A 13,737-nucleotide genomic window follows, 5' to 3' on the forward strand; every position below is an offset into this window, starting at 1 on the left:
TGCGCGAGATTTTGCGATGCGGGCTTGGACGGCGGGTGCCCGGCCGGCGAGATAGGGGGTGAGAGGCCTTCGGGTCTCGTGGACACCGTCGGGCGCAACGTTCGGCGCGCCCGACGGTGTTCGCGCCGGACTTCACGGAAGGAACCGCTGCCTTGAACAACATCCTCGGCCCCGAGGCCAGACAACTGTGGCTGGTCATAGGCGTGTTCGTCGTCGTCGTGCGCGCGCCGCTCGGTGCCCTGATGCGTGGCTTCGCGCTCCCCGAGCCGCACCGCCACTGCGGCCACGGGTATCGCAGCACACACTCCGCGCGCGGGAAGGGCGGCGGACGATGACCGAACCCCGACACCCCGAGCAGGCCCAAGCCGTGGACGTGGACCTGGTGGACCTCCTGCGCAACGACTTCGTCGCCTTCTGCCACAGCCACCAACTCACGCTCACCCGCTTCGCCTACGACCACCTGGGCTCGCGCCCGGAGGCCGAGGACATCGTCGCCGACGTGCTGCTCGCTCTGTTCGAACGCTGGGACGACGTACTGCGCGAGCCCGCGCCGCCCGTCAAGCGCGCGTTCCGGATGCTCACCGACGCCCTGGAGGACCGCCGGTTGCGGCGCGACCTCGTCCGGGACACGGTGGACCGCCGACGCCCCGCCCCCGGCGGCCCGGTGATCGACGCGCCGGCGGACTTCGTCCGATTCTGCCGGGAGTACCAGCAGACCCTGATCGACCACGCCTGGAAGAGCCTGGGCTGCGCGCACGACGCGGACGAGGCGGTCGCCGACGTGCTGCTCGCGCTGTCCCGGCGCTGGTCCGAGATCGTGCGCCACCCGAGCCCGCCGCTCGCGCTCGCCTTCGGGATCCTGCGCCGCCGGGTGGTGGACATCCGCCGGCGGCGCGGGCGCACCCCCGAGGTGCTGTTCGACTTCACCGCGCCGGGCGCCCCCGACGCGGCCTCGACGGGCAGCGGCGACCCGGCCGCGGTGGTGCCCCACCTGGACATCCTGGATCGCACGATCGCCGCGATGCCGGTCAAGCGAGCCACCTGCGCCCGCCTGCACCTGGTCATGCAACTGCCGCTCCAGGACGTCGCCGACTACCTGGGGGTGACCATCTCCACCGTCCGCAGTCACGTACACGCGGCCCGCAAACAACTCGCCACCGCGCTGGAGCGGGCCCGCCACGTGCATCCCGATCCCACCCCCTCGTCCCCATCGCACCCTCGGGAACCGAATACATGAACCACCTCAATCCCCTCGACCACGCCCTCCAACAGCGTCGACGCGACATGGACGCGGCCTTCGTCGACTACGACGCCGGCGCCGCGACCCGCCGGCTGGCCGACCGCATCGTCCAGGAGCAGCTGCTGGCCGCCCTGGTCCGGCCGGGCACCATCGGTCCACCACGCGGCACCGGCTTCGCGGACGCGCACGCCGCGCAGAACGCGGCGGCGGCGGACCTGGAGCACCTGTGCCAGGCCGTGGTGGCCAGGCCGACCACCGGCCCCCTCCTCGGCGACTTCGTGCACAAACGCGAGGCCGGCGGAGCGCTGGTGTTCGGGTGCCTGCTGTATCTGACGGGGCGGCCCGCGCCCGCGGCGTTCTGGTGGCGGTACGCGGCCGGTGCGGACGACGTCGAGGCGATGCGCCTGTTGACCCTGCACCACCGGATCGAGGGCGAACCGGAGGACGCCCACCACTGGGCCGGCCGGCTGCACGCGGCCAGGCCCACGCCGACTCCCGCCGAGACCGAGGGCGCGGGCGACCCGGAGGCGTATGTCGCCCGGGTGGAGCCGGGCATCGAGGAGGTCGACGACCCCGACCTCGGCGAGATCTGTAGACCCAACGACCGCTTCCCCCGCCTCCTGGCCGCCGCCGGCCACGGATGAGCGTCTCGTGGCGGGCGCGCTCCGGACATCCCGGACGCGCCCGCCACGTTCGTGTGGGGCCGACGCGGCCTCGCCGCGTCGATGGCCGAATGTGACAGATACCCGTCATTGCGGCCATCGGGCACGACCGCCACGATGGACGCATGTCCACTCCACACCGCGTCGTGATCGCGGTCTTCCCCGATGTCGACCTGCTCGACGTCACCGGTCCGGCCGAGGTCTTCGCGCTGGCCAATCGGGAGACCGCCGGCGCGGCGGGTTACGTGGTTCGCCTGGCGGGCCCCGAGGCCGGCCCGGTCGTCACGTCGGCGGGCGTACGGATCCTGGCGGACGTGGCCTTCGCCGAGGCGGGGGCCGCGGACACGCTGCTCGTCCCCGGCGCGGTGGCGATGGGCCCGGACGGTCCGGTGGCCCTGGTCGACGACGCCGTCGTGGCGTGGGTCGCGGTCACCGCGCCGCACGCCCGCCGGATCGCGTCGGTCTGCGTGGGCGCGCACGTGCTCGCCGCCGCGGGGCTCCTGGACGGGCGGCGGGCGACCACACACTGGTCGACCGCCGCGCAACTGGCCGCCGACCACCCCGAGGTGCGGGTCGACGCCGATCCGATCTTCGTGCGCTCCGGCCGGATCTGGACCGGGGCGGGGATCAGCGCCTGCCTGGACCTGGCGCTGGCCCTGGTGGCCGAGGACCACGGCGAGGACCTGGCCCTCGCGGTGGCGCGGCAGTTGGTCGTGTACCTCCGCCGGCAGGGCGGCCAGAGCCAGTTCAGCGTGCCGCTGAGCCGACCCGCGACCGGCCGGCGGGACATCGACGAACTGCGCGTGTACATCACCGAGCACCTGGACCACGACCTGTCCACGTCCGCGCTGGCCGGGCGGATGTGCCTGAGCGAGCGTCAGTTCGCCCGGGTCTTCCGGCAGGAGACCGGCACCGGCGCGGCGGCCTTCGTGGAGGCCGCGCGGGTCGAGGCGGCCCGCCGCCTCCTGGAGGGCACCGACGAAGCGCTGGAGGCGGTCGCGGCGGCCACCGGATTCGGCTCGGTGGAAACCCTGCACCGGGCCTTCCGCAGGCAGCTCTCCACCACCCCGGCCGGCTACCGCCGCCGCTTTCGCACGGTGTCCTGAGCCCCGGCGGACCAACCCACGTGGCCCGGCGGCTTCGCCATGCCCGAAAACCATGCAACCGACAGCGAACGAAAGGCACTTCCGACTCATGCACCCCTCCGCGACCCTGCGCGAAGTGATCGGCCTCGACAACACGCCGCCGCGCCTGGACGGCGCGTGCGCCCTGATCATGATCGACTTCCAGAACACCTACCGCACCGGCGTGATGGCCCTCGACGGCGTCGAACCGGCCCTGGCCGCCGGGGCCCGGCTGCTCGCCGCCGCCCGTGCGGCGGGTACGCCCGTCGTGCACGTCGTCAACGACGGCGGAGCGGGCACCCCGTACGACATCCGGGCCGAGATCGGCGCGATCAGCGGCGAAGTGGCGCCGGCCGAGGGCGAGTCGGTGGTGGTCAAGCAGGTCCCGGACGCCTTCCACGGCACCGACCTGGAGCGGACGCTCCGCGACCCGGACGCGGGACCCGACCTGATCCTGGCGGGGTTCATGACGCACATGTGCGTCACCTTCACCGCACAGGGCGCCTTCAACCTCGGCTATCGCCCCACCGTCGTCGCCGAGGCCACCGCCACCCGCGCGCTGCCCACCCTCGACGGCGCCGTCACGCCCGCCGAAACCCTCCAGGCGGCAAGTCTGACCACCATCGCCGACCTCTTCGGCCTCGTGGTACCGACGCTCGCGCACCTGCTCGACTGATCCGCCGGCGCGGTGGGCCCGGCCGCTCAGCGGCGGCCGGTGCGGGACTGGGGTTCGAGTTTGCGGATCCTGGCGAGGCGGGCCGTGTCGTCGTGGTCGCCGCGGTAGCTGTACGGACCGGTGAGCGGAGGCTGGTGCAGTGGGTCGGTGAGCGCGACCAGGAAGGGCAACTCCTCCCGGCGGTCCGCCGGTTCCTCGAACTCCACGTTTCGGCCCGCGACCACGACGACCGGTCCGGACCGGCGGCACCTGGTGTAGTCGATCAGACCGGACAGGTCCTCGATGGAGGGCACCCCCTTCGCCTCGGACGGCAGGTGCCCGCGTCGGTACGCCTGCCGTTCCCGGGCGGACGCGTCGGCGTATCGCGGCACCCGTACGCCCCAGTAGGCGTGGATCGCCGCCCACAGCACCGACTCGGGCGCGGTGACCACTCCGTCGGTCCAACTGCGGCGGCAGCCGACCGCGAAACTCAGGAAGCCGCTGTCCCAGTTGTTCGGCTTGATCTCGGCGATGCCCCGGGCGCCGGAGTCGTCGAAGCCGAGGAGGTGGTGCGGGACGTCGATGTAGAGGGCGAGGCCCTTGTTGACCATGGAACGCTCATGTTCGCGTCCGTCGGCGGTGAAATATTTCCGTTGCCGGTCCGCGACGTCCTGGCAGCCGGCCACCGCTCGCGCGTAGTTCGCCGACGTGTCCGAGCGCTGGGTCCATTCGCCGTACAGCTGAATGATCACGCGTGACTCCTCACCCCACCGTGATAACCGACGGAAGTCACCCAATCACTATCCGCAAAGGGCGCGCAGGTATGTTTTGCGCCAAGCTCCGCGCGCCGAAGACCCCCCGCGCGCCGGTGCGCGGGGGGTGCCGCGGCCTGTCGGAGCGACCGCTACGCGCGGGTGTCCGGCTCCGTCCCGTCGGTCGCCCCGACCGCGGATTCGGCGGACAGCAACGGGCGTTCGAAGACGGTGCGCAGCACGATCGTGGTGCCCGTGCCGCGGATGACCGGGATCGCGCGGATCCGGTCGAGGGTGTCGGCGAGCGCGGTGGTGGAGGCCACTCGGACCTTGATCCAGAAGCAGTCCTCGCCCGCCACCTCGTGCGCCTCCAGGACGGCGGGCTCGCGATGGATCGCCGCCTCGACCTGATCGCGCGCCGCGCGACCCGCGTCGAAGCGCAGCGCGATGAACGCGGCCGTGCCGGCGTCGACCCGCGCGGGGGCCAACTCCGCGTGATAGCCGGTGATCACCCCATCGCGCTCCAGCCGTTGGATCCGCTCGCGCACGGCGGGTTCGGACAGGTCCACCGATTTGGCCAGGGCGCGCACGGTGCGCCGGCCGTCCGCGCTCAGCGCGCGAAGGAGCGCCCGGTCGATCTCGTCGAGCTGCCGCGTCATGGAAAAGCCCCTTGTTCCGGTGAACATGCCTGACCTACTCTAAAAAAGGTTAGCAGCATGGATGGCCTAATTTAATGAGGTGTGCTGGTCGTGTTGTCTCCTCAAAAGAGGGAACGGCTGTTGCCGTGGGTCGCCCTCGTGACCGTGTGGATCCTGTGGGGCTCGACCTATCTGGGCATTCGCTACGCGGTCGAGACGATCCCGCCGCTGCTCTCGGCCGGGACCAGGTTCCTGGTCGCGGGCCTGCTGATGTTCGCGGTGGTCGGCCCGCGACACGCCCGCGGCGCGCACCGACCCACCTGGCCACACCTGCGCTCGGCGGCGATCATCGGCGGGCTGCTCCTGGTCGGCGGCAACGGGCTGTTGAGCGTGGGCGAGCAACATCTCGACTCGGGCTTCGCCGCGCTGGTCGTGGCGACGGTGCCGGTGTGGATGGTGCTGATCAACGCGCTGGCCACCCGGACCCGGGTGTCGGGCGCCGTCCTGCTCGCGCTGCTCCTGGGCACGATCGGCATCGGTGTGCTGGTCGGCGGCCCGGGCGGCGACGTGCACATCGGCGGCGTCGTGATGGTCCTGATCGCGTGCGTGTTGTGGGCGGGCGGCTCGGTGTACGCGCGGACCGCGCCGCTGCCTCGGCATCCGCTGGTGGTGGTCTCGTTGGAGATGATCACGGCCGGGGTGGCGCTGTTCGTCCTGGCCGCGCTGCGCGGCGAGTTCGGGCGACTGGACGTGGCCGGCATCTCGACCGCCTCGTGGCTGGGGCTGGCCTGGCTGGTGTTCGCCGGGTCGATCGTCGCGTTCAGCGCGTACATGTACGTCAACAGCGTGCTTCCCAACGACACCGTGGCGACCTACGCGTACGTCAACCCGGTGGTGGCGGTGCTGCTCGGCGCGGCGATCGCGGGCGAGTCGGTGGGCCCGAACGTCTACCTCGGCGGCGCGATCATCGTCGCGTCGGTGGTCCTGATCGTCGCCACGCGTCCCCGCCCGGCCAAGCCCGCCGCGAAGCCCGTCGCGCAGGCGGTCGAAGAGCCCGCCCGGGTCGCGGACGTCGGCTCGCCGGAGGACGCCCGTCGCGGCTGACGATCCCGGACGCGCCCGCCGGCTCCCCGACGCGTCGGGGGCCGAGGGCGCGCGATGCCCGGCGCTGTTCATACGATGCCGTATGGACGCAGGCCGGCACCCACGAGTACGACACCGTGCGGCGGGGCGTGCGGCGCGAACGAGAGGAACCACATCGTGGGCGTGACCCGTACACCACGCGGCAGATGGGTCGAGGAGGGGCTGCGCGCGCTGGCCGCCGGCGGTCCCGAGGCGGTCCGGATCGAGCCGCTGGCGCAGGCACTGGGCGTCAGCAAGGGCGGGTTCTACGGGTACTTCGGCAACCGGGGCGCACTGCTCACGGAGATGCTCGACACGTGGGAGCGCGCGGTCACCGAGGACGTGATCGCGCGGGTCGAGGCCGGCGGAGGCGACGCCAGGGCCCGACTGGATCGACTCTTCGAACTCGCGTCCACGAGCGAGGGGCCGGTGCTGGGTACGACCGCCGACCTGGCGATCCGGGACTGGGCCCGGCGCGACGAGGCGGTCGCGGAGCGGCTGCGCCGGGTGGACAACCGGCGGATGGACTACCTGCGTTCGTTGTTCACGACGTTCTGCGCCGACCCGGGCGACGTCGAGGTGCGCTGCCTGCTCGCCTTCTCGCTGCGGATCGGCATGCACTTCGTCGCCGCCGACCAAGGTCCCTACACGCGCGCGGAGGTGCTGCTGCTCACCAGGAAGTGGCTGCTGAGATAGCCGACTTCGGCTCCGGGCGCGCTCGGTCAGCCCGGCCGGCGGGTGCTCTGGTGCGGGATCCGCGGCCGGTGTGCGGCGATGTGGTCGGCGAGTTCCTCGGCCAGGCGCAGGGTACGCAGGCGGGCCAGGCACTGGCGCGCCCACACGGTGGCCGCGACGGAGCCGGCCAGGACGACGGTGAGCCGGTCGCAGCGGTGTCCGGCGAGCAGGTGTACGAGGGCGACGACGGTACAGGCGAGCACGGGTACGCTCGCGGCCAGCGCGGCGGTCGCGGCCCGACGTCGGGGAGTGCTCGCGGTCGCGGATATGCCGCCCGGGCGGGTACAGGGCCCGCACACGATCATCACCATGCCCACGACCCGGGTGGCCGTCGACAGACGGCCCACCCGGTCGACCGTGTCGGACACGAGCACCTCGACGCCGCCGACGCCGATCACCGCCACGGCCACCAGCGCCACCAGGGCGGCGCCGCCGCGTCGTCCCCGAGCCGGCGCGCCGTAGAGCAGCGGGGCCAGGCACACCCACACCACGTCGACGCACAACCAGCCCACCGGGACCCAGGCGGTCGACGCGGGGCCGTGCCGAGGGTCGCCGGCGGCGCAGTGCAGCGCGGTCATCCGGCCCAGGGTGAGGACGGACGCGACGATCAGCCAGGCGTCCAGGGCGGTGCGCAGCCGCGGTGCACGGCCGCCCGCGACCCGCACGACCTCGGTCAACAGGCGGACCGCGGCGGTGAGTACGACGGCGAGAGTGATCGCGAGGAAGGCGAGCAGGGGCCACGGGGAGAGCGGCCGCCCGCTCGGTTGCGGGACGGCCTGAAGGGCGCCCGCGCCGATGGTGAGCGCGCCGAACGCGATCGCGCGCGAGCGGTTCGGCCCGCGTGCCGTGCGCGGCAGGACGGCGAACGCCAGACCGGCGGCGAGCAGGACCGGAAGGCCGGATCCGGAGCGGGCGCCGATGCCGATGCCGACGACGGCGAGCGCGATCAGGCCGGGCTCCGGTGCCGTGGCCGCTCTGGCGATCGACGGGAGGCGCTGTCGACCGGCCCTCATCGGTACCCGCGGTCGTCCGGGCCGGGGGAGGGGAGCCGGCGAAGGGGGCGCGGCGGCAGGTCGGGTCCGGCGTACGGAGTTTCGGCGTACGGGAGTTCGACGTACGGGGGTTCGACGTACGGGGGTTCGGCGTTCGACGGGTGTCGGGTTCGCTGCGTGGCGGTCTCCTGGTTCGGGCGGTGGCCGAGGGCGGCGGGCATCGGGTGCCGACCGCGCGCGGCGCGTGGGTGCGCCGATTCCCGGAGCGGTTCCGGCGTCGGAGCGGACAACGAGGATCCCGCGATCGATACACGCCGGTTACCGTGTGTTCACTCCATCGACACGCGACGCCACGCTTCCGGGTGACCGTCGGGGCGGCGCGGGGCGTGCCACGCCGGCGCGCCGATCGACCGGGCCCGACGACGAGCGGCTTGCCGCGTATCCCCGCGCGCCCGCGCCACGCGTCCGGCGCATCCGACGAGCGGTGCGGCCGCACGCCGCCCGCACCGCTCGTCCCGAGGCCGAGATCCCCCGATACCCGTCGAACCCGAACTCGGCCCCCGGTGCGCGCGCCCCGGTCCCACCGGAGAGCGGCGGGAGCGGGGTCGTTCGCTCGGTCGACGCAAGCCTCGACCGGTCGACGGCAACGACGGAAGGCCCGCGACCGTCTCGAACATGTTCGGAACACATTCCGGATGCGTCCCGAACACCCGGTCGCGAGCCGGGTGCGGCTTCCGGGTCGGCGCATCCGACGGCACGTGCCGATGCCCCGATCGACGTTGGCGAAAGCCCGCCGGTGGTGGTGTCGGAATGTGCCGCGGGTCCGTACCATGGCCCGGCATGACGGGGGTCGGGGATTCGAAGCGGCAGCAGGGCAACCTCGTACTGCTGGTGGCGGCACTGCTGTTCGCGGTGATCGTGCTGCCCCGCGTACTGGAGGACGACAGGCACGACAAGGGCGCCGCGGGCGCGCCGGCGGCGTTGGCCGCCGTTACGAAGGGGGCGCCGACGGCGGGGCTGCCCACGGGTTCGCCGACGGTGCGTGGGCTGCCGGCGGATCCCCGGCAGACGCCCGGGCGGTCGGCGGCCGGGAGCGATTCCCGGCCCGGCGGCTCGGTGCCGACCGCCGTGCGCGACCCGCGTGCGGACGCGTTCGCGGCGGTGGCGCACAACGGGACCTGTCTGAACGCGTGGCAGACCGGGACGGAGCGCGGCAGCGGCTGGAACACCGACATCCCGCGTGCCGTGGACTGCGACTCGGACAGCGCGTTCGTGCGCGTGGCCGGGGTGAACGCCACGAACTGCCCGATCAGCGATCCGGGGGTGACCAGTTGGCGCTACCGCGAGGTCGAACTGTGCCTGGAACGGCAGTTCCGCAAGGGCCAGTGCTTCCTGGTCTCCCGCTCGGGCGGGACCGAGAACACCCCGCGCTATTCCGCCAACCTGTTCACCTGGATCGACTGCGACGCGGCGCGCATCCCGGCGAGCTTCGATTCGCTCCTGGCCGTCACCGGGGTCTACCGGGCCCCGGCCGACGTCCGGGCCGGCGCGTGCGCCAGAGTGGCCAACGACCGGACGTACTACTGGTATTGGGTCGCCCACCAGAACACCACGCTGGTCTGCGCGACCTATCCGAATCGCTGACGGGCGCGTCGAACCCGGGTCCACGCGGCGTCATTTGCGGGTCGCGGCATGCATCACCCCGAAGCCGAGCCCGAGGGCGAGCAGCACGATCGGCCCGGACGCGAACAGGTAGTACATCCCGACGGCGACGGCCAACGCGCAGTAGGCGGCGGAGACGTAACACAGGACGCGCTGCAACTCCGGCGACCCGTGCCGATTGAGGCGCACGACCAGGGCACAACACACCGCCGCCCACAACGCCGCCCGCTCCTGTCCGAACGACGCCGTCTCGAACAGGTCCGCCGCCGTATTGTGCAACCCGTTGTGGGCCATCGACGCGGCCGCCTCGGCGAGCGCTCGAACCCGATCCGGCGGCGCGGCCCCCGGTCGCAGATCCTCGATCAACGACCGCCAGTACTCGGACAGGAGCAACACGGCCAGCCCGAGCCCGTGAAACACCTTGGCCGTGCCCTCCGCGGACCCCAACCGCCCCCGGGCGGGCGTCTGTTCGACTCCGGCATCCCCCGAACCCCCGTCAGTTGCCATCTGCGCAGCGTAGCGAACCACGCGCGGGGGCGAGTCCGGGATTTCGAGGTGGAACCGATCCGGGACCCGCCACATCGGAGGGAGGTGACCTCGAGGAACGGTGGGGGTGTTCGGATGATGCGCACGGGTGGGCGGGTCGTGGTCGCCGGGCTGGTGGCGGCGGTGGTGGTCGGTGGCACGGCGGTATGGCGGCCGTGGGGGTCGGGTGGGTCGGGGCGCGAGGACGACGGGGCGGTGTTGTCGGCGCCCGGTCGGGTGTACCCCGTGCTGGCCGATCCCTATGGGGACCGGTACAACGCGAAGTTGTCGCCGACGCTGATCCGGCGGCGCGAGGCGTTTCGGCAGCGGATCGCGGAGGTGCTGCAGCGGCATCTGCCGCCGCCCGCCGCCGTCGCGATCAGCGAGGCCACGTCCGGTGACTACCGGGTCACGGTCGACGGCAGGGAGTATCGGGTCGGGTTGAACCTCGACACCGTGCGCGTCGCGAAGCATCCGCCGAAGGGGATGGCCCATCCGGTTCCGGACATGAGCGTGGACCCGTACACCCCGTGGTGCCGACCCCCGGAGAAGCGGGGCAGGGATCTCGGCTGCGTCGACGGGTCGCTCCCGGACGGCGGGGCGGTCGCCGTCCACTTCCCCGCGCGGGCCGACCTTCCGCCCGCCGGAATCGGTACCACCGGCCCGTCGGCGGTGTTCCGGTATCGGGGTGCTCAGGTCGGCCTGACCGCGTTCGCCGACCTCGAATCCCGCTCCCTCCCGCCGATCACCGGCGAGCAGTGGCTCGCGGTGGTGCGCGACCCGTCATTCCTCGAACTGGTCGACTACTGGCGGGCGCACCCCACCATCAAGGGCCACGGGTGGTGACCGCCGGCGCCGGGGACGCACTCCCGGCGCCGGCGGTTTTCGCCGCTCCCGCGATCAGCGGCCCGAACCCGCGTGGACCAGGGCCTCCTCCGTCGCGTCGAGGTCGAACGCGGTGTGCAGGGCGCGCACCGCGTCGACCACCTGGGCGGTGCGGCACAGGACGGAGATCCGGATCTCCGACGTCGACATGATCTCGATGTTGACGCCCACGGCCGCCAGCGTCTCGCAGAAGGTCGCGGTGACCCCCGGACCGGCCCGCATGCCGGTGCCGATCAGCGAGACCTTGCCGACGTCCGCGTCGTGGCTCACCCTCTCGAAGCCGAGCTCGGCGCGCGTCGCGTCGAGTGCGGCCAGCGCGGCGGCCACGCCCTGCTCGGGCAGGACGAACGTCAGATCGGCGCGGGCGTCGTCCGGTCGTGCCGCGTTCCGCACCACCATGTCGATCTCGCCCCCGGCGTCGGCGACCGCGCGGACCAGCCGGCCCACCGCCCCCGCGCCGTCCGGGACCCCGTGCACGGTGACCTTCGCGCCGGACAGGTCGTGCGCGACACCGGTGATCCGCGACGGTTCCGCGCCGGCGTCGTCGGGCCTGCCGGACACGGTGGTTCCGGGCTTGTCCCCGTACGAGGACCGGACCTGGATCGGTACGCCCCAGCGGCGGGCGTACTCGACCGAACGCAGGGCCAGCACCCGACTCCCCGCCGCCGCCATCTCCTGCATGGCGTCGTAGCCGACGTGGTCGAGCAGCCGTGCGCTCGGCACGATCCGGGGATCCGCGCTGTACACGCCGTCCACGTCCGTGTAGATCTCGCAGACGTCGGCCTTGAGCGCGGCGGCCAGCGCGATGGCCGTGGTGTCGGAACCGCCGCGGCCCAGGGTGGTGATGTCGTCGGTGTCCCGGTTCAGTCCCTGGAATCCGGCGACCAACACGATGCGGCCCCGGTCGAGTTCCCGCCGCACCCGATGCGGGACCACCTCGACGATCTGCGCCCCGCCGTATTCGGCGGTGGTGAACACGCCCGCCTGCGGGCCGGACAACGAACACGCCGGCGCGCCCAGGTCGCGGATCGCCATCGCGGCCAGCGCGTTGGAGATGCGCTCGCCCGAGGTGAACAACATGTCCAGCTCGCGCGGGTGCGGGAAGGGCGAGATCTTCCGTGCCAGGTCGAGCAGTTCGTCGGTGGTGTCGCCCATGGCGGACAACACCACGACGACGTCGTGACCCTCGTGACGCGTGGCTACCACGCGTTCGGCGACCTGCTTGACGCGCTCGATGCTGTGCACCGAGGAGCCGCCGTACTTCTGCACGATGAGAACCATGGAGTGAGGTCTCCTCGAGGCCGCCCCGGACGGGCGGCCGGTCGGCGCCGGGTCGGCCGGTGGCCCGGTGCGGATGGGCCTACGGGTGACCGGCTTCGACGGCGTCGACGAGGATCGTGCACGCGGTGTCCACGACCTCGGCGGTGACGTTGAGCGGCGGGAGGATCCGCACCACGCAGTCCTCGCGTCCGCCGCGCTCGACGATCAGTCCCCGGCGCAGCGCCCGGGCCTGGATCGCGCGGGCGAACTCCGCTGCGGGCAGCCCGGTTTCCGGGTCGGCGATCTCGATGCCCCACATCAGGCCCCGGCCGCGCACCTCGCGCACCCAGGGGTCGGCCATCAGCGGTGTGAGCCGGTCGGCGATCTGCGCGCCGCGCCGCCGCACGTTGCCGAGGATGTCGTCGCGCCGGACGATGCGCACGGCCTCGGCCCCGGCGGCGAACGCGAGTTGGTTGCCGCGGAAGGTGCCGATGTGCGCGCCGGCCGCCCAGCCGTCGAGCGCGTCGTCGTACAGGATCACCGCGATCGGGGTGCCGATGCCGCTGAGCGCCTTGGAGGCGACCACGACGTCCGGTTCGATCCCGTACTGCTCGAACGCGAACCAGGTACCGGTGCGCCCGCAGCCGGTCTGCACCTCGTCGACGATCAGCGGGATCCGCAACTCCCGGGTGAGCGCGCGCAGTCGGCGGACGAAGTCGGCGGTGGCGGGCACCACGCCGCCCTCGCCCTGCACGAGTTCGAGGAGCACCGCGGCGGGCAGCGGGATGCCGGCGTTGCCGTCGGTGAGCGAACGCTCCAGGTAGCCCACGCAGTTCGTGGTGCACGTGTCGGGGCTCAGGGCCAGCGGGCACCGACCGCAGTAGGAGAACGGGAAGAAGTGGGTGCCGGGTACGCCGTTGGGGACGGGCCGCTTCGCCGACACCAGACCGGTCAGCGCCATGGCGGCGTGCGTGCTGCCGTGGAAGCCGCCCTGGAAGGTGACGATGTCGCCGCGACCGGTGGCGATCTTGCAGAGCTTGATCGCCGCCTCGATGGCGTTGGCCCCGGTGGGACCGCAGAAGTGCACCTTCGTGCGCTCGCGCATCCCGGCGGGCAGCATCGACAGCTGGGCTTCCAGGAACGCGTCCTTGACCGGCGTCGGGAAGTCCAACCCGTGGGTGAGCACGCCCAGTTGCGCGGTGACGGAGCGGACCAGCTCGGGGTGGTTGTGGCCCAGCGACAGGACGCCGGCGCCGGCGAGGAAGTCGATGAAGACGTTGCCGTCGACATCGCGCACGAAGCTGCCGGCCGCCTCGGCCAGCGCGATGGGCAGATTACGCGGATACGTACGGGCGTTGGACTCGCGCCGGGCCTGGCGCGCGAGCAGTTCGGCGGAGCGCGGACCGGGTAGGTCGCACGCCACATGGGGCTCGGTCATGGTGACCTGGGCAAGCGTCATGGGTATCTCCGATGGGGACTACGGGG

At 72.7% G+C, this 13,737-nt stretch carries 15 protein-coding genes; 9 read left to right on the forward strand and 6 right to left on the reverse strand.

The window, feature by feature from the left end; translation table 11 throughout:
- Positions 1-152 precede the first annotated feature (152 nt).
- From EMA17_RS00530 to EMA17_RS00550, 5 genes are all read left to right on the forward strand, one after another.
- The gene (locus EMA17_RS00530; protein WP_126634832.1) at positions 153-335 is read left to right on the forward strand and encodes a hypothetical protein; all 183 of its coding nucleotides are present in this window, start codon (positions 153-155) and stop codon (positions 333-335) included.
- On the forward strand, positions 332-1,237 hold the full coding sequence (locus tag EMA17_RS00535; RefSeq protein ID WP_126634833.1) for a sigma factor: 906 nt from the start codon (positions 332-334) through the stop codon (positions 1,235-1,237). Before EMA17_RS00530 ends, EMA17_RS00535 begins: the two co-directional genes overlap by 4 nt.
- Positions 1,234-1,884 carry a hypothetical protein gene (locus tag EMA17_RS00540; protein ID WP_126634834.1) on the forward strand — a complete coding sequence of 217 codons (651 nt, stop codon included), beginning with the start codon at positions 1,234-1,236 and terminating at the stop codon, positions 1,882-1,884. Before EMA17_RS00535 ends, EMA17_RS00540 begins: the two co-directional genes overlap by 4 nt.
- Before the next feature lie 143 nt (positions 1,885-2,027).
- Entirely contained in the window at positions 2,028-3,008 is a 981-nt protein-coding gene (locus tag EMA17_RS00545) for a GlxA family transcriptional regulator (RefSeq protein WP_126634835.1), read from the forward strand.
- 88 nt (positions 3,009-3,096) lie between these two features.
- A complete protein-coding gene (locus tag EMA17_RS00550) occupies positions 3,097-3,702 on the forward strand; it encodes an isochorismatase family protein (RefSeq protein ID WP_126634836.1) in 606 nt (201 codons plus the stop codon).
- A 26-nt stretch (positions 3,703-3,728) separates the two neighbouring features.
- Here EMA17_RS00550 and EMA17_RS00555 read toward each other — a convergent pair whose 3' ends face one another.
- A complete protein-coding gene (locus EMA17_RS00555; protein ID WP_126634837.1) occupies positions 3,729-4,433 on the reverse strand; it encodes a hypothetical protein in 705 nt (234 codons plus the stop codon).
- Positions 4,434-4,585: 152 nt separating this feature from the next.
- The gene (locus EMA17_RS00560) at positions 4,586-5,092 is read right to left on the reverse strand and encodes an Lrp/AsnC family transcriptional regulator (protein WP_160161257.1); all 507 of its coding nucleotides are present in this window, start codon (positions 5,090-5,092) and stop codon (positions 4,586-4,588) included.
- A 90-nt stretch (positions 5,093-5,182) separates the two neighbouring features.
- On the opposite strand from EMA17_RS00560, the gene EMA17_RS00565 reads away from it, so the two are divergent.
- On the forward strand, positions 5,183-6,175 hold the full coding sequence (locus EMA17_RS00565; RefSeq protein WP_160161258.1) for an EamA family transporter: 993 nt from the start codon (positions 5,183-5,185) through the stop codon (positions 6,173-6,175).
- Positions 6,176-6,331: 156 nt separating this feature from the next.
- Positions 6,332-6,889, forward strand: a complete 558-nt coding sequence (locus EMA17_RS00570; protein ID WP_174861278.1) for a TetR/AcrR family transcriptional regulator — start codon at positions 6,332-6,334, stop codon at positions 6,887-6,889.
- Positions 6,890-6,915: 26 nt separating this feature from the next.
- On the opposite strand, the gene EMA17_RS00575 is transcribed toward EMA17_RS00570, so the two are convergent.
- The gene (locus EMA17_RS00575; RefSeq protein WP_126634841.1) at positions 6,916-7,941 is read right to left on the reverse strand and encodes a hypothetical protein; all 1,026 of its coding nucleotides are present in this window, start codon (positions 7,939-7,941) and stop codon (positions 6,916-6,918) included.
- Between the two features lie 819 nt (positions 7,942-8,760).
- On the opposite strand from EMA17_RS00575, the gene EMA17_RS00580 reads away from it, so the two are divergent.
- On the forward strand, positions 8,761-9,564 hold the full coding sequence (locus tag EMA17_RS00580; RefSeq protein ID WP_126634842.1) for a hypothetical protein: 804 nt from the start codon (positions 8,761-8,763) through the stop codon (positions 9,562-9,564).
- A gap of 30 nt (positions 9,565-9,594) precedes the next feature.
- Here the strand turns inward: EMA17_RS00580 and EMA17_RS00585 are convergent, their stop codons facing one another.
- Positions 9,595-10,089 carry a hypothetical protein gene (locus EMA17_RS00585; RefSeq protein WP_126634843.1) on the reverse strand — a complete coding sequence of 165 codons (495 nt, stop codon included), beginning with the start codon at positions 10,087-10,089 and terminating at the stop codon, positions 9,595-9,597.
- Between the two features lie 114 nt (positions 10,090-10,203).
- On the opposite strand from EMA17_RS00585, the gene EMA17_RS00590 reads away from it, so the two are divergent.
- Positions 10,204-10,953 carry a hypothetical protein gene (locus EMA17_RS00590; RefSeq protein WP_126634844.1) on the forward strand — a complete coding sequence of 250 codons (750 nt, stop codon included), beginning with the start codon at positions 10,204-10,206 and terminating at the stop codon, positions 10,951-10,953.
- Positions 10,954-11,007: 54 nt separating this feature from the next.
- Here EMA17_RS00590 and EMA17_RS00595 read toward each other — a convergent pair whose 3' ends face one another.
- Both EMA17_RS00595 and EMA17_RS00600 read right to left on the reverse strand, forming a co-directional pair.
- On the reverse strand, positions 11,008-12,273 hold the full coding sequence (locus EMA17_RS00595; protein WP_126634845.1) for an aspartate kinase: 1,266 nt from the start codon (positions 12,271-12,273) through the stop codon (positions 11,008-11,010).
- A gap of 79 nt (positions 12,274-12,352) precedes the next feature.
- Positions 12,353-13,711, reverse strand: coding sequence for an aspartate aminotransferase family protein (locus EMA17_RS00600; RefSeq protein WP_126634846.1), 1,359 nt, complete (start codon positions 13,709-13,711; stop codon positions 12,353-12,355).
- Positions 13,712-13,737 lie beyond the last annotated feature (26 nt).

It is taken from the genome of Embleya hyalina (genome assembly GCF_003967355.1).
Lineage (GTDB): Bacteria > Actinomycetota > Actinomycetes > Streptomycetales > Streptomycetaceae > Embleya > Embleya hyalina.